The organism is Vibrio sp. A1-b2, assembly GCF_021726015.1.
Taxonomy (GTDB): Bacteria; Pseudomonadota; Gammaproteobacteria; order Enterobacterales; family Vibrionaceae; genus Vibrio; species Vibrio diazotrophicus.
Map to the genome: position 1 here is coordinate 161,529 of NZ_JAKKCI010000008.1, position 18,084 is coordinate 179,612.

The following is an 18,084-nucleotide window of genomic DNA, read 5'->3' on the forward strand; positions in this document are numbered from 1 at the left end:
TTTTCGAACAGCGAACAGACAGATAAAAATAGCCTGCTAATGCAGGCTATTTTCTTTCTTAGGATTGTTTATCTGGAGAGTTGAGCGACTGATTCGATACTGATAGCGTCATGACGCCAATACTCGATGTCACAACATATTGCGTCACCATTGGCATCATAATTCACTCTTTCAACCACCATGGTTGGCGTACCATCGGTTGCTCGCAGGGCTTGTGCAGTTTCTCCCAGCAGTGAGCTTGTCGAAATGCGGTAACGTACCGACTGATATTGCGTCGAGTAGTGTTCTTTATAGAGTTCGGTTAATGACTGTGACATGTCGTGAGACAGAAGATCAGGGAACAGCTCAGGGCGAACATAGTGAGTCACAAATACCACAGGACGAGCATCAAGGTATCGCACTCTGTCCACTCGATAGATATCCGAGAAGGGTTTTAACCCAAGCAGTGCTGATGCTTGTTTGTTGGCGATCATCGCTTTCGCTGCAAGTAGATCAGTTTTAGGCACACGGTTTTGCGCCTCAGCCATCTTATTAAAGTTAAGCGTTTGAGTAGGATCATAACGTAGTGGATCTGGGGAGATAAACCAGCCACGTCGGTCTTCACGGAATACACGCCCTTCAGCTTCAAGTAGCGATAACGCCTCACGCAGTGTTACGCGAGTAGTATCGAATGATTCTGCCAATTTGCGTTCAGAAGGTAGCTTCTGTCTTGGCGATAACATGCCAGCGTCAATTTGTTCAACGATGGCATCTTTAATTTTCACGTATTGCACAGTATTCCTTTCACCTACATCTTGTGAGCACACCCATTTTGGTGGATGAGAATTACGCTAAGAGAATACTACGCAACTCATGCAAGGATTGCACTTCATAATGCGCATTAATCCCTTCAGGTCTTTCATGTTGATGCACGTTCAACCAACAGGTTTCGATACCAAAGTTTAAGCCACCAAGGATATCTGAGTGAGGATTATCCCCCACCATCAGTACTCGCTCTTTGCTCGGGTTACCCATTTTCTCCATTGCATGCTGGAAAATACCTGCATCAGGCTTAGCGACGCCCACTTCTTCTGATATCACAACATGATCAAAGTATTGAGTCATGCCGGTTCTTTCCAAACGAATAGCCTGAAGTTCAGTAAAACCGTTAGTAATAATGCCAAGCTTCGCTTTGCCATTTAGTGCATCCATCAGATCTTTTGCACCCGGTAGTAAAGTGCAGATATCGGCCATCGCTTCCAAGAATGCGCTGTTCAATTCGGCAGTGGTGGTCTCAAGTTTCTCGGCCCAAGCTTTAAAGCGGATATGCTTAAGTTCTTCGGCAGTGATGGTTCCGTTTTGATAATCGACCCAAAGTGGCTTATTAACCTGCTGATAATGATGAAAATCTTGTTCTGTAAAATTCACGCCTTTGCGTTCAAACATTAACTGCATGCCTTTTAAAGCATCGAAATGGAACAAGGTTTCGTCAGCATCAAATAATATCCAGTCGTACTTCATATCTGTCTCCTCAAAAACGGTGTGCCTAGTGTAGATTGTTTTCCATAAAATGATAATCTCTAGCAACGGAAACTTGTTGTTAATTTAGAGGCAACAATAATCATGGACAATACTTTCTCTACCATCCCTATTTTCGTTGCGGTCGTTGAATGCGGAAGCTTTTCGCTAGCAGCCGAAAAACTGGGAGTAACGAAATCAGTAAACGGGTTACCCAGTTGGAAGATGAGCTCGGCATACGTCTGCTCAATCGAACCACACGAAAACTGAGTCTGACTGAAGCAGGCAAACGCTACTATGACCATGTTTCTCAAGCCCTAGCATTGGCACAACAAGGGATGGATGCCGTCACTGAGCTACAAGGTGAGCCTAAAGGTAAACTTAAGATAACCGCCCCAATGTCTTTTGGCGTGCTTTACATCGCCCCTATCATTGCCGAATTTCTTGAGCAGTTTCCAAAAGTCACTATCGACCTACAACTAGAAGATCAAATGGTCGACTTAATCGAAGGCGAGTTCGACCTCGCCATTCGTATTGGCAACCTACCTATCTCAAATCTGGTGGCAAAGCGGCTGGTTAATTGCAAAAGCGTTTTGTGCGCATCACCTGAATACATAAAGCGCAATGGCTCACCGCAAAAGCCCTCTGATCTAATTGGTCATAACTGTCTTGTTTACTCCTATTTCCGAGGTGGCAGTGAATGGACATTCGAACAACAACACAACGAGTTTAAAGTGATTCCCAAAGGGAATTTTATTGTGAATAACAGTGAAGCGATCCGCCGCGCGCTCATCGAAGGTTTAGGTGTGGGTCAGTTGCCTACGTTTCTGGTGAGCAAAGACATCTTGTCTGGAAAATTGCTGCCCATAATGAGGCCCTACTCTTTGCCCGAACACGCCATTTATGCCGTGTTTCCTGAACGTAAGCATCTTCCTCACAAAGTAAGGGCATTTATGGAGTTTGTTGCAGATAAATTGGGCAGAGACAAACCTATTTGGGATGAAGGTATATTCTGAGTCACAACAATAAAAGGCGAGAGCGGGAAAAGGCCTGTTCACTGATTTAGCACAATAAACGTCAGCGATTAACGACATATAAAACCTGTTAACCACTGTTTAGAGATCAATTGGATTAGCAATGAAACACTTCCTGCCTTCATCTGTAATGCTTGTTCCGTTTGTTGTAAAACATTACCCAGATAGTGACACAGAATCCCAAAGTGAAAGTGAGCAAAATTCGAGCTGTGATCTGTGCGACGATCCAACAACCAATCCTCAGCTAAAATTATCTACCGAAAACCAAGTCAAAGCGAAAAAAGGTCGTAAGCTTAAATAAAGTCCTGCTTAACAAAAGGAATAAGTCGATGAAAAAAGTAGCCGTGATTTTAAGTGGCTGTGGTGTCTTCGATGGCTCAGAAATTCATGAAGCTGTCTTAGCGCTCCATGCCATTGAGAAGCAAGGGGCAAGCTGGCACTGCTTTGCGCCTAATATCGAACAACTGCATGTTATCAATCACCTGACTGGTGAAGTGATGACAGAAAAGCGCAATGTTCTGGTAGAGGCCGCTCGGCTTGTTCGAGGCAAGATAGACGATGTAGAAAAACTCAAAGCCGACGACTACGATGCGTTACTCCTTCCCGGTGGATTTGGCGCGGCAAAAAACTTAACTGATTTTGCAGTTAAAGGCACAGAGTGCACCATTAATGCTCATGTTGCGTCTGCTTGTCGAGCATTCGCTCAATCTGGTAAACCAGCCGCGTATCTGTGTATCGCCCCCACCATTATTCCAATGATTTATGAGCACGGCGTGCAAGGCACAATTGGGAATGACAAAGATACCGCCATCGCTTTCAATCACATGGGGGGGGATCACATCAACTGCCCAGTAGATGACTTCGTCTATGACCATGAACACAACGTTCTTTCTACGCCAGCTTATATGTTGGCAGGCAGTATTTCAGAAGCCGCATCAGGTATCGAACGTCTGGTTGAGAAGCTAATAGAGCTGGCATAGTCAATACCGCTGGCATAAATGGCTCGACGTTATAGAATGACAACAGCAAGGTGATCATCTCGGTCACCTTGCTGCTTTATAAAGGTTGTTAATCATTTCCAGTGAGTAAATATTATCCGAGACTTGACACAAATCAGCATAATTTTGAAAATCACCGCAATCGAACAATCCTCTCGCAAAAACACTTTACATCGATTTATTTCTAGATAACATGCCAACGCAAACGTTTGCTCAACTAAACATAAACACATTCTGAGGATTTTATGCTATCAGACATCGACATTTGCCGTTCCACCCCATTGAGCCACATTGATGCCGTTGCTGAAAAGGCAGGATTACGTGCTGAAGAGTACGAAAGTCACGGCCATTACAAAGCAAAAGTCTCATTAAAATGTTTAGAACGATTGCATGAAAAACCCGTAGGCAAGTTTGTATTGGTAACAGCCATCACACCGACACCGCTCGGTGAAGGTAAAACTGTTACAACCATAGGTTTAGCGCAAGGATTAGCAAAATTGAATCAGTCGGTTTTTGCTTGTATACGCCAACCTTCTATGGGGCCTATCTTTGGCGTTAAAGGTGGTGCTGCAGGTGGTGGTTATTCGCAGGTTGCTCCAATGGAAGAATTAAACCTGCACTTAACTGGTGATATTCATGCGGTGACCGCCGCCCATAACCTAGCCTCTGCCGCTATCGACGCTCGTATCTACCATGAGCAACGTAACGGCTATGAAGATTTCGAACGCCGAACACAGCTTAAAGCGCTGCGAATCGATCCACACCAAGTGGTGTGGAAACGTGTTGTTGACCATAACGATCGCGCGCTGCGCATGGTAACGGTCGGTCAAAACGAAATGGGTAAAACCATCAATGGTTATGAACGTACTGATGGTTTCGATATTTCCGCAGCATCTGAACTTATGGCAATTCTTGCCTTGGCTTCTGACCTTAAAGACCTGCGTCAACGTATCGGCAAAATTGTGATTGGCTACAGTTTTGATGGTAACCCAGTGACCACAGAGGATTTGCAAGTCGCTGGCGCGATGACGGTCAGTATGAAAGAAGCGATCAAACCAACGTTAATGCAGACTTTAGAAGGCGTGCCTACCCTTATCCATGCAGGACCTTTCGCCAATATTGCACACGGCAATTCATCGATCATTGCCGATGACATCGCGACACGTTTAGCCGAATACACAGTCACAGAAGGCGGATTCGGTTCTGACATGGGTTTTGAAAAAGCCTGTAACATCAAAGCAAAAGCATCGGGTAAAACACCCGATTGTGCTGTTATTGTGGCAACCTTGCGCGGTCTGAAAGCAAACTCAGGTCAATTCGATTTACGTCCGGGTCAAGCTATCCCCGACTCATTGTTCGCACCAGATCGAGATGCTTTAGTCGCAGGCTTTGAGAACTTAAAGTGGCACATCAACAACGTTAATAAATACGGCATTCCTGCTGTTGTCGCGATTAACCGCTTCCCCCAAGATACTAACGAAGAACTACAGCAGCTTATTGAACTTATCGAGGCTTTGCCAAACGATGTTGAAGTATCAATTTCTGAGGGTTTTGTTAGAGGCGGCGAAGGCGCTAAGGAACTTGCAGAAAAAGTCATTAAGCAGTGCGAGAAAACATCTTTGTTTGAGCCTTTATACCAAGCTCAAGATGCGCTGATGACCAAGATCACCAGTGTTGTCACCAAAGGCTATGGTGCAGGTTCATTTATGCTGAGTTACAAAGCTCAAATGCAATTAAAGCAGTTGAACGAACAAGGCTTCGAAAACCTGTCAGTCTGTTTCGCGAAGACGCCGCTCTCTATTACCACAAATTCATCAATTAAAGGTGCACCAAGTGGATTTGAAGTGATGATTCGCGAGCTCAAACTCTGCGCTGGCGCTGGCTTTGTGTATGCGCTGTGCGACAACGTCATGACCATGCCCGGCCTACCAGACAAGCCCGCCTTTATGTCATTAGACATCGACGAACACGGGCATATTATTGGTTTGAGTTAACCCACCCAATCAAATTCGACAAGGCAGCGTTGCAACCCAAGCTGCCTTTTCTTTATCGATAGATTTATTTCTTTCGTAAACAGTTTGAAATTTTTCACTTCGTGTGCCGTTCTTTTCTTATATCGATAATAAAAATGGGTAAGAAAAGTCATGAAACGCTCAACAGCACTATTACTACTCTTCGCAGCAATACCTTTATCAATTTTTTCGTTCAGTCATGCCACCAGCGAAATGACGACGACTCACTCTGATCAAATGAAATCTGGTCAAACGGAAGTTGCTACCTTGGCGGGCGGCTGTTTCTGGTGTACAGAATCAGATTTGGAAAAACTTCCGGGTGTCGTTGACGTAGTCTCTGGTTACGCGGGCGGAAATGTTGATAACCCAAATTACAAACAAGTCTCGTCAGGTAAAACGGGACACATTGAAGTGGTTCAGGTGACGTACGATCCTAAAAAAGTCACTTACGAACAGGTACTGGACCAATTCTTCCGACATATCGACCCAACCGATGACCAAGGCTCTTTTGTCGACCGAGGGAACCAATACCGCCCTGCGATTTTCTATCACAATGATGAGCAAAAGCAGATTGCTGCGAATTTCATGAAAGAAATCGAACAAACAGGCATTTTCAAAAAACCATTAAAAACTGAGCTGATTAAATACACCAAGTTTTGGCGTGCGGAAGAATACCATCAAGACTATTACAAAAATAACTCGCTACGTTATAAGTACTATCGTTACGCTTCGGGACGTGACCAGTACCTAGACGAGATTTTCGGTAAGGACAGAGTAGAAAAGCCGGTAACGTTACGAGAAATTATCGACAAAACAAAAGCTCTCAACAGTGTCAAAGCATACACTCGCCCGTCTAATGAAGAGATCAAATCAAAACTGACCGATCTACAGTATTACGTTACTCAAGAGGAAGGCACCGAACGTGCTTTCCAAAATGAATACTGGGATAACAAGCAAGCAGGTATCTATGTGGATATCGTTTCTGGAGAGCCTCTGTTTTCTTCCACCGATAAATACAAATCAGGGACAGGCTGGCCAAGTTTCACCAAGCCAATCAGTTCGGCATACATTGTGACTCACGATGACAACAAGCTGTTTTACACCAGAACCGAAGTTCGCAGCCGCTTTGCAGACTCTCACCTAGGCCATGTGTTTGATGATGGCCCAGCGCCGACGGGTTTAAGATACTGTATGAACTCAGCCGCGATGCGTTTTGTACCAGTCGATAAGATGGAGCAAGAAGGTTATGGGGAATGGCTTTCTCTTTTTAAGAAATAGTTCGACTGACTAGATAGCATCCGGCTATATAATTTGCCCAGTCTAGCTCTGACTGGGCTTTTTATTGTTCGCGTTAACGTAAACCGTGAAGAAATTCAGCGCGAGTTGCAGGGTTGGATTTGAAAATACCACCGAGCGCTGTGGTTGTGGTTACGCTGGTTGCGTCCATCACACCACGAGATTTCACGCAGTAATGCGTAGCATCGATAGTAACTGCCACATCGTCTGACTCTAGTAGAGCTTGCAGAGCAACCAGAATTTGCTGTGTCATACGCTCTTGAACCTGAGGACGCTGAGCAAAAAAGCGGACAATGCGGTTGATCTTAGACAGACCAATAATTTTGCCACGAGGAATATAAGCGACAGCCGCTTTACCATCAATCGTTACTAAGTGATGTTCACAAGTGCTGGTTACTGTGATGTCTTTCACCTTCACCATTTCACTCACATTCATTTTGTTTTCAATCACAGTGATTTTAGGGAAGTTGCTATAGTCCAGCCCTGAAAAAATCTCATCCACATACATTTTTGCAATACGATGCGGCGTTTCTTCTAGGCTATCATCGGTCAGATCAAGACCAAGTAAATTGAGGATTTCACGCATGTGACTCTCAATCTTTTCTTTCTTCTCTTCACGACTCACCGTATTTGGCTGCATTGGCGTTTCCAAACCACGGCGCTCTAGCGCATCTTTTACTAACTTTGCTGATTCGCTAAGACCTGATGACATTCACATTCCTCTTACTTTACCCCTTTCGGATGGCTGACAAGGATACTCGGATTCTTACATAATTACACCCCTATTTTATAGGTGGAAATACTGCTCCTATCTGCGAAAGCAAGGTATGTCCCTGTCAGTAAAAAGGGCATATGCAAATAGCTCTACTATGTTAGAGTATCTCCCAACAAAAAAGACTACAGGAATAACGAATGGGCTGTTGTGACGCTCCGGGCTTAATGCCTCTTGAAGAAGCTTTAGAAAAAATGCTGGCTGGCATTAAACCAATTCAATCGACACTTCAACTTCCACTCGCAGACGCCATCGGCTATGTACTTGCAGAAGACATTCTTTCACCTATCAACGTACCACCATTCGATAACTCTGCGATGGATGGGTACGCGGTTAGAATCAGCGAATTAGCGCAAAGCCAACCTCTGCCTGTAGCGGGTAAATCATTTGCTGGCCAACCTTTTGAAGGCGAATGGCCATCAATGACCTGTGTACGTATCATGACTGGCGCGCAAATTCCTCAAGGTTGTGATGCGGTGATCATGCAAGAACAAGCGACGGTCACCGAAGACGGTGTTACTTTTTGCCAAACTCAGGTTAAACCAAACAACAATATCCGCCCTGTTGGCGACGACATTCGCCAAGGCGACATCGTTCTCAACAAAGGTGCTCGTCTGACCGCTCGCGATATTCCGATGATCGCGACCTTAGGTGTTAGCCACGTCACTATCTTCAGAAAACCAAAAGTCGCCTTTTTCTCTACTGGTGACGAGCTAAAACCATTAGGCACTGAGCTTAAAGCTGGCGAAATCTATGACAGCAACCGTTATGGTATCAAACCGCTGATCATTAACTTCGGTTGTGAAGCCATTGATTTAGGCATTATTCCTGACTGCCCTAAAACGCTTAAAGAGACATTTGAAAAAGCACAAAGCCTTGCCGATGTGGTGGTAACTTCAGGTGGCGTCAGCGTTGGTGAAGCAGATTTCACTAAAGACATTCTTGATGAAGTGGGGCAAATCGGTTTTTGGAAACTGGCGATCAAACCGGGTAAACCCTTTGCTTTTGGCGCTCTAGGTGATACTTGGTTTTGTGGTCTGCCAGGCAACCCTGTTTCTGCAGTATTAACGATGTATGTGCTAGTTCAACCTATGCTGGCTAAGCTAGGTGGTCATTCGCAATGGAAAGCACCCGAATCGATTCCGGCGATTACTCGTACTGCATTCAAAAAAGGACCGGGCAGAACGGATTTCCAACGCGGCATTTACACCATCGAAAATGGTCAGTTTGTTGTAGAAACGACGGGGAATCAGAGTTCAGGTGCCTTCCGCTCTATGAGCTTAGCCAACTGTTTTGTGGTACTTGAGCGTGAACGTGGCAGCGTTGAAGTGGGTGAAACCGTCAACATTCAACTGTTTAACTCAACGTTATATTAGGCTCGAGTATGGAAATCCTAAGCGACGCAGAAATGCTGCGTTACAACCGCCAGATCATCCTTAAAGCATTTGATTTTGAAGGACAGGAAGCGCTGAAGCAGTCTTCGATTCTGATCCTCGGTGCTGGTGGCTTGGGATGTGCCTCTAGCCAATATCTTGCAACTGCTGGTATAGGCAAACTGACGCTGATTGATGACGATAAAGTGGAGTTGTCGAACTTGCAGCGTCAGGTTCTTCACCATGATGCGGATATCGGAAAGCTCAAAGTGGAATCCGCAGCGCAAGCGTTAAAAGAACTTAACCCAGAGCTTGAAATTGTTACCGTAGCGAAAAGACTTACTGATGAAGCCCTGTTAAGTCTAGTTCAGGACCATGATTTGGTGTTGGATGCCAGCGACAACGTAGATACGCGTAACCAGCTTAATCGCCTTTGTTACCAGACCAAAACACCGTTAGTTTCCGGCGCTGCCATTCGCATGGAAGGCCAAGTGAGCGTGTTTACTTATCAAGTTCAGCAAGAGCCTTGCTATCAATGCTTAAGTGCTCTGTTTGGAAGTAATGCGCTTTCTTGTGTTGAAGCGGGTGTCATGGCGCCTGTGGTTGGCATTATCGGCGCGGTTCAGGCAATGGAAGCGATTAAGGTCATTGCAGGTTTGGGTAAGCCAATCCAAGGCAAAATTCTGATGCTCGATGCTATGACCATGTCTTGGCGCGAAATGAAACTGATGAAGCAACCTCACTGCCCTACTTGTGGCAGTTAAAAGTGACTGTGTATGTCTTCAGCTAAAAAACTGACCATGCTGCTGTTGCTGCTCACCTTATTACTGGTCGCCATGCTTGCATTGCGGCCAGAGCGTACTCAAATCGAACTCCAAGTTCATCTTATCGATAATACACTTACACAGTCACTGGACGGTCAGAGGCGTTATTTCCTCGTTGAATCAAAGGAAACTGGAAAGCAGCTCATCAACGTTCCGCCAACCACGGATTGCCAAGTTGGTGATGTGATCACTGTAGAGAAAGTACTAACCGAACAGCAAGATGTCTATTACCGTTTTATTTCTTGCCCTTGATTGAGTACCTTAATGGACTAAGTTTTACGTGAACCCAACTAAGGATTTGTTGAATGTCACCACTTGTTTCACCCGAATGGCTTGTCGAGCGTTTGGAAAATCCTCGCCTAGTTATCCTAGACAGTAGCCTAGAGTTTCAGATCCCCTCTGAATCAGAGAAAGACTGGGTAAATAAAATCCCTAATGCACGTCGATTCGATTACGACAAAGAGTTTTGCGACATTGAATCATCACTTCCGCATATGATGCCAAGTGAAGAACGTTTCAACCATCTTGCTCAAGAGCTAGGAATCAATAATGATTCCATCATCGTTATTTACGACAACAGCGGCACTTTCGCATCCCCTAGAGCGTGGTGGATGTTCAAAGCCTTCGGTCATTCGCAGGTTTACATCCTTAATGGCGGCTTAACCGAATGGAAAGCACAAGGTTACAATGTCACTCAGGAGTATCTCTCGGACGCTCCGAAAGGCGACTTTAACGGCACTTTGCAATCAAATTATTTCGTTGATGCTGAATACGTAAAAGCAAAAATTGACGACGAAGCAAGCTTAACTGTCGATGCTCGCTCTCGTGCTCGCTTTCTTTCCCAAGTAGCCGAACCAAGAACTGGACTACGCAGTGGACATATTCCCAACTCCTGCAATCTACCTTTTGCTGAACTAATGGATGGGCATAAACTCAAGACAGCCAACGATTTGTCTGCGATTTTGAAATCAACGCTCACCAAAGACGCTGATGAATACGTGTTCAGTTGTGGTTCAGGCGTTACAGCTTGTATCGTTCTGTTAGCCGCGCTGGTGTGTGGTTACGAAAACCTTTCTGTTTATGATGGCTCGTGGACCGAATGGGGAGCCTCTACGGACCTGCCAATAGAAACAGCAAACGACACTGATAACGTTTAAAGCAAAGATTAAACATTCGCAGAAATTGTTATAGACTGCGCCCGATTTTAATTTTAGAAACCTGTTCAGGTTAGTTTTAAAAGGTAAAAAAATGAACCCAATTATTGCACTGTTGAAAGAGAACAATGTAAGCAACGACAAAATCCAAGAGCTATTCCAAGCGTTAACGCAGAATCCTCTTGCTGCAATGGCGATTGTCGGCCAACTCGGTTTACCTCAGGAGCAATTACAACTGCTGATGGGTCAGGTAATGCAAAATCCAGCTCTCATCAAAGAAGCCGTTGAAGAACTAGGTTTGGATTTTTCTAAAGTAGAAGAAGCAAAAGCGAAGCTGCAACAATAAGCTTGGTTTGAAAAGTGCCAGAAACAAAAAGCACGATTAACTGAATATAAGGCCGTCAATATGACGGCCTTATTACTTGACAAAGAAGTGCTCTAAGCTTGCGAAAGCGCTCTGCTCTGTTGTCGATAGTTCATCAGACAAATCACGACAATAACGGCAAGTGCTATCAAACGATTGAGATCAGATAAGAACAACACCCCGAGCGCCATACATAGTAAGACTGCACGTTGCCACATCAGTAAAGGAACAAACAAACGCCCTTCTATACCGCCAGCGAAGGCGATAAACAAACTGATGGTAGCGATGATAGCTATCGCGAAGTGCAGATGCTCTCCTTCCACCCAAATCAATCCTGAAAATGCCATCATGGCTGGAATTAAGAAAAATCCCTGCGCCAGTTTAAAAGCCTGAACGGCTGAGCGCATTGGTGACGCATTGGCTATCCCTGCGCCTGCAAATGCTGCAAGTGCAATTGGTGGTGTTACGTTAGAGGTTTGTGATAACCAGAACACTATCATGTGCGCAGCCAGAAGGGTCACACCGAAGTCCATTAATGCCGGAACTGCCATGATCGACAACACGATATAAGCGGCGGTAACTGGAAGCCCCATACCCAAAATAACTGCAGCAAGCGCGATAAGAGCTAACGCGGACCATAAATAACCGCCAGACATTGCGATCAGAAATTGGGTAAATTGCAAACCAATGCCGGTTTGACCAACCACACCGACTACGATACCAGCCGTAGCACAAGCAACCGAAATAGGTAGAGCCAGAAGCGCACCTTCTTTTAATCCTTCCAAGAAAAGCTTCACAGTAATGCGGCTGTGTTTGCGCGTCATCGCAGCTAAAAGAATTGAGGCACAACCAATCACACCCACCAATACTGGCGAATAGCTCATCATCAATAGTACGGTGATAAGAATAAGTGGTACCAGATAATGCCAACCACTACGCAACACTGTGGCGATTTTTTCGGTTTGAGTCATCCCCTGAAGATCTAACTTACACGCCATCAGATGCACATAAAGTAACGTACACGCAAAATACAAAATGGCTGGGGCAATAGAAACAATTAGGATCTCACTATAAGGAATACCAGTAAACTGAGCCATAACGAACGCGCCAGCCCCCATCACTGGAGGCATAATCTGCCCGCCCGTTGATGCGGCGGCTTCAATCCCCGCTGCTTGTTCAGACTTATAACCCAGTTTTTTCATCATAGGGATAGTCAAAGCGCCCGTTGTTACTGTGTTGGCAATCGCTGACCCAGATATTGAGCCAAGGGCAGCTGATGCGATAACACTTGCCTTCGCCGGGCCACCACGATATTTACCTGCAACAGAAAACGCCATATCGATAAAGAACTGACCCGCACCCGTTACTTGTAAAAAAGCCCCAAACAGAACAAACATAAATACCACACCAGCGGCAATCGCTAACGGCGCACCGTAGACACCATTTGTGGAATAAATGTGGAAACGGATGATCTCTTCAACACTAAAACCTTTGCTCGCAATATTGTCTGGAAGCACATCACCAAATATGGCATACACCAGAAACAGCACCGCGATGAACACCATCACCAAACCGACTGTTCTACGTGTTGCTTCAAGTAACAGCAGAATGAGAACAATTCCTGCAGCCTGATCAAGCGACTGCAAACCGTCCAGCAAAAAGCTGATGTCGTCATAATCAAATAATGCAATCTGAGTTGATGCCCAGCACGTGAGCGCCACACACAATAAATCTAAAATTCGTCCCAACAAGTAAATAGCAAACGGCTTTCGGTCACTAAACAGAGGGTAAACCAAGAACACAAGTGCCAATACCCAACTGACGTGTATCGGCCGAAAAACAGGGGCTGACAGATTGGCCAGAATGCCCTGCCAAATCTGAAAAACAGAAAGAGCGATAGCCGCAATCGCGGCTATCGTAACAATGACATTGGTAATTTTTTGGTTACGAGGATGAAATTCACTCATCACTTACTCCATGTAACATTACTTATCGTCCATTTGGTTTGAAGGAAGTCCAACTGTTCACAGTCAAGACTTCCCACCAAACATTACAACGCTTACTTCATTTGTTCTTTGCGATATTTCTCTGCACCTGGGTGAAGAGCGATACCTTGCAGCTTAGTCATATTCTCAATCGTGGTGAATTTAGTTACATCAATCACTTGGCGAATTTTGTCGATATTTTCAAACGCCACTTTTGTCATGTTGTACGCCATGTCTTCACTCATATTGTTGTTAACAACCAATACGTTCCATACCGCTGGCGCTTTAAAGGCTGGCACTTTGTTGTAAGAATCCGCAGGAACATCAATTTGAATGTATGAAGGATAATCTTGAGTGATTTTCGCCAGTTCCTCTTCGCTAAAACTTAAGATGCGAATATCGCGAGTCAAAGCGAGTTCGGTAATTGCCCCTACACCCACACTGCCTACAACCACACCCGCATCAATTTGATTATTCGCCAGCGCACTGGTTGTCGCTGTGTAGTTCAGTGATTGAGCTTTGATGTCATCTTCAGTGATACCCAAAGTATTAAGGATGTTTACCGCACTAACGCGAGTACCTGAACCCGGCGCACCCAGTGAAATACGTTTGCCTTTTAAGTCCGCAATCGAGTTGATATCAGATTTAGCCGGAACGATGAACTGCACCACGTTTGGATATAGAGCAAAGAGAACAGATACATCCAGTTTTTTAGGGAAAGGTTTAACACCGCTCGCTGCTTGAAGTACAACATTGCCTTGTGCAATACCCACTAACTGTTTGTCTGTCGATACCTTAATGGTGTTTTCAACCGATGCCGCGGTTACTTCTGCGCGCATATTAAAGTCTGATAAGTTTTCGCTCCAAATCTTAGCCAGCATACCGCCCAATGGATAATAAGTACCACTTTGACTACCCGTACCAATAGTGTAGTTTTCTGCCATTGCAGGCAGAGAAAATGCCATTGCTACAGCTAATAAACCAGTCCTTAGTTTTTGATACATAAGTGCTCCTTCAAAATGTGATTCTAGGGTTGTATATGTTTAATGTTTCCATATTGTTATGAAATGGATAATGAGAAATAGCAATACGGCTTACGGCGAAATGAGAGTTTGATATGCAAATATGCTCTTGTTTAAAAAACAGTCGTGATATTGACCTCACTCTCAAAAAGCAATGATGAAGGGTTATATTACAATCAACAAGATTTGTTCTGATATGAAAAAAGGAGGCCATGGCCTCCTTGCGAACTGATCTAAAACTCATTTTATCTCTACGAACGAGAGATACTGCTCATCTGCTCGTCCAAGTTCAAAACGGTCAGAGCATTACTGACACTGGTCGCTATTACATCAATCGCGCCAGTACGCAAAGCCCCTAATAGTGCAAGTGGCTTACTGTTTTCCGCTGCAATGGCCACGACTTCTGAAACCAAACGGAATTCATCGATACTCAAACCAATCACTCGGTCATTCATTACCGTATTGGCAATTTCGCCCTGAACATTGAAAAAGTCGTGACCAGCAAAATCCCCTACCACGCCTTGCTGAAGGCGTGATTGAACGACTTCTTCTGCCGTGAACCAGCCAAGATCGACCATATAACTGTTTTCACTCATATCACCGATACCAATCAGAGCCATGTCGGCTTTTCTTGCCAAATCGAGTGTTTGTTTAACCGTTGCGTTCTGCATAAACGCTAATTTTTGATCTCGGTTCTCTGCATAAGCTGGTGCATATAAGGTTTCAGAAGAACCACCGTATTTTTTTGCTAGCTGACGACAGATATGGTCGGCATTAAACATGCCGCCGCGAGGGTGAATACCGCCAATACCACAGACAAACTTACAATCACGAGGGGTAATCACACCAACATGATGAGCGACAGAGGAAACATTTCGACCTTGTCCGACACTGACTACCATGCCGTTTTTTAGCGTATTAGTTAGATAGTGAGAGACTAATCCAGCTACCTGCTGACGCTGCTGTTCTTCGTTAGGTTGGTCCAACGCGATCAGCGCACGCTTAACACCAAAGCGTTCAATTAAACGTTGCTCTATCTTGGCACTGAATACCGGATGGTATTTCACCGTGATTTCAACAATACCTTCATCTCGTGCTTGTTTGAGCAAACGGCCAACTTTGGCGCGAGAGAGTGCAAACTTCTTAGAAATCTCTTCCTGAGTCGCTCCATCTTGGTAGTAAGCAACTGAAACTTCAGTCAATAAGTCTGTATTTTCTAGAGAAATTTCTGGGATTGGATTGTTCATCATCGACTCTTATCTGTGAAATTGTGCTCATTGTATTTAAAACTGAGCATCCGCTCATTGACCTAGCATATGTTACACCTATGCAAGCACGCAACATTTGCTCAGAAAGATTACATATTCTCACTCATTTTTTGAGAGATTGAGCATACTAAGAACGTATAACAAGGCCTAAGCAATCGTTTCGTCTTATTCACCCTTTGAACACAAGTAAATTAATGTTGATTTAGGTCACTAGAAATGAGAAATCACAATTGACATTCACCGCAGATCAGATAAATATGGACACATCATTTACTCATAGATTGAACATATGTTCATTGCAAATGTTCGAGCTGTGAAAAACATTATGTTTATGTGAATTGAACAGTGTTGTTGAACTTATATGTAGCGTTAAAGTAGCTACAATGTTTTCTAACCTGTTTGCAATGCCAAGCCACTATTTTTGTCGTACTAAGTGACACTTTTGTCTTGTTAAATGACATTGTCTTGCTCTGTGACTGGCATATTAAACGGCAGGCAAAGCCCAACGAGAAACGAGAAATAGGACGATCGAAATGAGCAATAAATTAGAGCAACTTCGTAAACTGACTACCGTTGTAGCAGACACCGGTGAAATTGAAGCAATCAAAAAATACCAACCAGAAGACGCAACAACTAACCCTTCTCTAATTCTTAAAGCTGCTCAAATTGCCGAGTACGCGCCACTTATCGATCAAGCTATCGAATACGCGAAAACTCAAAGCAATGACAAGGCTCAACAAGTTCAAGATACTTGTGACATGCTTGCGGTTAACATCGGTAAAGAAATCCTTAAAACGATCCCAGGTCGTATCTCTACAGAAGTAGATGCTCGTCTTTCTTACGACACTGAAGGCAGCATTGCTAAAGCTCGTCAACTTATCAAAATGTACAACGATGCTGGCATCTCTAACGATCGTATCCTGATTAAACTGGCTTCTACTTGGGAAGGTATCCGTGCTGCTGAAGTTCTAGAAAAAGAAGGCATCAACTGTAACCTGACTCTTCTATTCTCATTTGCTCAAGCTCGTGCGTGTGCGGAAGCTGGCGTTTACTTAATTTCTCCATTCGTTGGCCGTATCATGGACTGGTACAAAGCAAAAGAAGGTCGTGATTTCGCTGCTCAAGAAGATCCAGGTGTTCTTTCTGTTTCTACCATTTACAACTACTACAAAGAGCACGGCTACAAAACTGTCGTTATGGGCGCAAGCTTCCGTAACATCGGTGAGATCCTAGAACTAGCTGGCTGTGACCGTCTAACAATTGCTCCTTCACTTCTTGCTGAACTAGAAGCCGCAGAAGGTGAAGTTGTAGCGAAACTTGTTGACTCTAAAGGCAGTAAAGAGCGTCCAGCAGCGATGACTCACGCTGAATTCCTATGGGACCACAACCAAGATCCAATGGCAGTAGAGAAACTTGCAGAAGGTATCCGCAACTTCGCTATCGACCAAGGCAAACTTGAAGCGATGATTGAAGCTAAGCTTTAATTCAAATTTAAGAAGCGAGTGAAAACTCGCTTCGCTTTTTATACTTGTTTCAAATTGAGCAGAGTTTAAAATTCTGCTCTCAATATTATTCAAACTTAACTGAGTGACGACTATGAATCGTAAACAATTGGCTAACGCAATCCGTGCTCTGAGCATGGACGGTGTTCAAAAAGCTAACTCTGGCCACCCAGGTGCCCCAATGGGTATGGCGGATATCGCTGAAGTACTTTGGCGTTCGCACCTAAACCACAACCCACAAAACCCTAACTGGGCTGACCGCGACCGTTTCATCCTTTCTAACGGTCATGGCTCGATGCTGATTTACTCACTGCTTCACCTGACTGGTTACGAGCTTTCAATCGACGACCTTAAAAACTTCCGTCAGCTTCACTCGAAAACTCCGGGTCACCCTGAGTACGGTTACGCACCGGGTATTGAAACGACTACTGGCCCTCTAGGTCAAGGTATCACTAACGCTGTGGGTATGGCGCTGGCTGAGAAAGCGCTTGCTGCTCAGTTCAACAAAGAAGGCCATGAGATTGTTGACCACTACACGTACGCGTTCATGGGCGACGGTTGTATGATGGAAGGTATCTCACACGAGGCATGTTCTCTTGCAGGTACTCTAGGTCTGGGCAAACTGATTGCATTCTGGGATGACAACGGTATCTCTATCGATGGTCATGTAGAAGGTTGGTTCGCTGACGATACACCAAAACGTTTTGAGGCGTACGGCTGGCACGTTATCCCTGCAGTTGATGGTCACGATGCTGACGCAATCAACGCAGCGATTGAAGCGGCGAAATCAGAAACAGGTCGTCCTACTCTAATCTGTACCAAAACCATCATCGGTTTCGGTTCGCCAAACAAAGCAGGCTCTCACGACTGTCACGGTGCTCCACTAGGCGCAGACGAAATCCAAGCAGCACGTGAATTCCTAGGTTGGGAATACGCACCATTTGAAATCCCAGCAGATATCTACGCGAACTGGGATGCCAAAG

Annotated in this window: 17 protein-coding genes and 1 pseudogene; 12 read left to right on the forward strand and 6 right to left on the reverse strand. The window is 44.7% G+C overall.

All coding sequences use genetic code 11. The features are described 5' to 3' along the window. Window positions 1–68: 68 nt before the first annotated feature. Both phnR and yjjG read right to left on the reverse strand, forming a co-directional pair. Entirely contained in the window at window positions 69–773 is a 705-nt protein-coding gene (gene phnR / locus L3V23_RS16690; protein WP_237292579.1) for a phosphonate utilization transcriptional regulator PhnR, read from the reverse strand. 52 nt (window positions 774–825) lie between these two features. Then, complete coding sequence (gene yjjG / locus L3V23_RS16695; RefSeq protein ID WP_237292580.1) at window positions 826–1,500, reverse strand: pyrimidine 5'-nucleotidase; 675 nt, start codon at window positions 1,498–1,500, stop codon at window positions 826–828. A 102-nt stretch (window positions 1,501–1,602) separates the two neighbouring features. Between yjjG and L3V23_RS16700 the strand changes: the two are divergent. From L3V23_RS16700 to msrB, 5 genes and pseudogenes are all read left to right on the forward strand, one after another. After that, window positions 1,603–2,513 (forward strand): annotated as a pseudogene (locus tag L3V23_RS16700) (LysR family transcriptional regulator). A gap of 121 nt (window positions 2,514–2,634) precedes the next feature. Then, on the forward strand, window positions 2,635–2,832 hold the full coding sequence (locus tag L3V23_RS16705) for a hypothetical protein (protein WP_102955455.1): 198 nt from the start codon (window positions 2,635–2,637) through the stop codon (window positions 2,830–2,832). Between the two features lie 28 nt (window positions 2,833–2,860). Beyond that, the gene (elbB, locus tag L3V23_RS16710) at window positions 2,861–3,511 is read left to right on the forward strand and encodes an isoprenoid biosynthesis glyoxalase ElbB (protein WP_042483166.1); all 651 of its coding nucleotides are present in this window, start codon (window positions 2,861–2,863) and stop codon (window positions 3,509–3,511) included. Window positions 3,512–3,774: 263 nt separating this feature from the next. Continuing rightward, complete coding sequence (locus L3V23_RS16715; RefSeq protein ID WP_102967245.1) at window positions 3,775–5,523, forward strand: formate--tetrahydrofolate ligase; 1,749 nt, start codon at window positions 3,775–3,777, stop codon at window positions 5,521–5,523. Window positions 5,524–5,673: 150 nt separating this feature from the next. Further along, window positions 5,674–6,819, forward strand: coding sequence for a peptide-methionine (R)-S-oxide reductase MsrB (msrB, locus tag L3V23_RS16720; RefSeq protein ID WP_102967244.1), 1,146 nt, complete (start codon window positions 5,674–5,676; stop codon window positions 6,817–6,819). Window positions 6,820–6,892: 73 nt separating this feature from the next. On the opposite strand, the gene folE is transcribed toward msrB, so the two are convergent. Next, a complete protein-coding gene (gene folE / locus L3V23_RS16725; protein ID WP_102955449.1) occupies window positions 6,893–7,549 on the reverse strand; it encodes a GTP cyclohydrolase I FolE in 657 nt (218 codons plus the stop codon). Between the two features lie 200 nt (window positions 7,550–7,749). On the opposite strand from folE, the gene moeA reads away from it, so the two are divergent. From moeA to L3V23_RS16750, 5 genes are all read left to right on the forward strand, one after another. After that, window positions 7,750–8,985: a molybdopterin molybdotransferase MoeA gene (moeA, locus tag L3V23_RS16730; RefSeq protein WP_237292582.1), complete on the forward strand. Its 1,236-nt coding sequence runs from the start codon at window positions 7,750–7,752 to the stop codon at window positions 8,983–8,985. Between the two features lie 8 nt (window positions 8,986–8,993). Further along, entirely contained in the window at window positions 8,994–9,746 is a 753-nt protein-coding gene (moeB, locus tag L3V23_RS16735) for a molybdopterin-synthase adenylyltransferase MoeB (RefSeq protein ID WP_237292584.1), read from the forward strand. Window positions 9,747–9,758: 12 nt separating this feature from the next. Beyond that, window positions 9,759–10,058 carry a hypothetical protein gene (locus tag L3V23_RS16740; protein ID WP_102969477.1) on the forward strand — a complete coding sequence of 100 codons (300 nt, stop codon included), beginning with the start codon at window positions 9,759–9,761 and terminating at the stop codon, window positions 10,056–10,058. Window positions 10,059–10,111: 53 nt separating this feature from the next. Next, window positions 10,112–10,963: a sulfurtransferase gene (locus L3V23_RS16745; RefSeq protein ID WP_237292586.1), complete on the forward strand. Its 852-nt coding sequence runs from the start codon at window positions 10,112–10,114 to the stop codon at window positions 10,961–10,963. A gap of 91 nt (window positions 10,964–11,054) precedes the next feature. Continuing rightward, window positions 11,055–11,306, forward strand: coding sequence for a DUF2999 family protein (locus tag L3V23_RS16750; RefSeq protein ID WP_042483144.1), 252 nt, complete (start codon window positions 11,055–11,057; stop codon window positions 11,304–11,306). 92 nt (window positions 11,307–11,398) lie between these two features. Here L3V23_RS16750 and L3V23_RS16755 read toward each other — a convergent pair whose 3' ends face one another. From L3V23_RS16755 to L3V23_RS16765, 3 genes are all read right to left on the reverse strand, one after another. After that, entirely contained in the window at window positions 11,399–13,291 is a 1,893-nt protein-coding gene (locus L3V23_RS16755; protein ID WP_042483140.1) for a TRAP transporter fused permease subunit, read from the reverse strand. A gap of 92 nt (window positions 13,292–13,383) precedes the next feature. Continuing rightward, complete coding sequence (locus tag L3V23_RS16760; RefSeq protein WP_102955443.1) at window positions 13,384–14,313, reverse strand: TAXI family TRAP transporter solute-binding subunit; 930 nt, start codon at window positions 14,311–14,313, stop codon at window positions 13,384–13,386. A 269-nt stretch (window positions 14,314–14,582) separates the two neighbouring features. Further along, window positions 14,583–15,578 carry a sugar-binding transcriptional regulator gene (locus tag L3V23_RS16765; RefSeq protein WP_237292588.1) on the reverse strand — a complete coding sequence of 332 codons (996 nt, stop codon included), beginning with the start codon at window positions 15,576–15,578 and terminating at the stop codon, window positions 14,583–14,585. 554 nt (window positions 15,579–16,132) lie between these two features. On the opposite strand from L3V23_RS16765, the gene tal reads away from it, so the two are divergent. Both tal and L3V23_RS16775 read left to right on the forward strand, forming a co-directional pair. Next, window positions 16,133–17,083 carry a transaldolase gene (tal, locus tag L3V23_RS16770; RefSeq protein ID WP_102955441.1) on the forward strand — a complete coding sequence of 317 codons (951 nt, stop codon included), beginning with the start codon at window positions 16,133–16,135 and terminating at the stop codon, window positions 17,081–17,083. Between the two features lie 112 nt (window positions 17,084–17,195). Beyond that, on the forward strand, window positions 17,196–18,084 hold an 889-nt coding region (locus L3V23_RS16775; RefSeq protein ID WP_237292590.1), incomplete at its 3' end, for a 1-deoxy-D-xylulose-5-phosphate synthase N-terminal domain-containing protein.

Excerpts from the sequence above, each read along its gene's own strand:
- yjjG (WP_237292580.1), bottom strand. The coding sequence starts at position 1,500 with ATGAAGTACGACTGGATATTATTTGATGCTGACGAAACCTTGTTCCAT.
- L3V23_RS16705 (WP_102955455.1), top strand. The coding sequence starts at position 2,635 with ATGAAACACTTCCTGCCTTCATCTGTAATGCTTGTTCCGTTTGTTGTA.
- elbB (WP_042483166.1), top strand. The coding sequence starts at position 2,861 with ATGAAAAAAGTAGCCGTGATTTTAAGTGGCTGTGGTGTCTTCGATGGC.
- L3V23_RS16715 (WP_102967245.1), top strand. The coding sequence starts at position 3,775 with ATGCTATCAGACATCGACATTTGCCGTTCCACCCCATTGAGCCACATT.
- msrB (WP_102967244.1), top strand. The coding sequence starts at position 5,674 with ATGAAACGCTCAACAGCACTATTACTACTCTTCGCAGCAATACCTTTA.
- folE (WP_102955449.1), bottom strand. The coding sequence starts at position 7,549 with ATGTCATCAGGTCTTAGCGAATCAGCAAAGTTAGTAAAAGATGCGCTA.
- moeA (WP_237292582.1), top strand. The coding sequence starts at position 7,750 with ATGGGCTGTTGTGACGCTCCGGGCTTAATGCCTCTTGAAGAAGCTTTA.
- moeB (WP_237292584.1), top strand. The coding sequence starts at position 8,994 with ATGGAAATCCTAAGCGACGCAGAAATGCTGCGTTACAACCGCCAGATC.
- L3V23_RS16740 (WP_102969477.1), top strand. The coding sequence starts at position 9,759 with ATGTCTTCAGCTAAAAAACTGACCATGCTGCTGTTGCTGCTCACCTTA.
- L3V23_RS16745 (WP_237292586.1), top strand. The coding sequence starts at position 10,112 with ATGTCACCACTTGTTTCACCCGAATGGCTTGTCGAGCGTTTGGAAAAT.
- L3V23_RS16750 (WP_042483144.1), top strand. The coding sequence starts at position 11,055 with ATGAACCCAATTATTGCACTGTTGAAAGAGAACAATGTAAGCAACGAC.
- L3V23_RS16755 (WP_042483140.1), bottom strand. The coding sequence starts at position 13,291 with ATGAGTGAATTTCATCCTCGTAACCAAAAAATTACCAATGTCATTGTT.
- L3V23_RS16760 (WP_102955443.1), bottom strand. The coding sequence starts at position 14,313 with ATGTATCAAAAACTAAGGACTGGTTTATTAGCTGTAGCAATGGCATTT.
- L3V23_RS16765 (WP_237292588.1), bottom strand. The coding sequence starts at position 15,578 with ATGAACAATCCAATCCCAGAAATTTCTCTAGAAAATACAGACTTATTG.
- tal (WP_102955441.1), top strand. The coding sequence starts at position 16,133 with ATGAGCAATAAATTAGAGCAACTTCGTAAACTGACTACCGTTGTAGCA.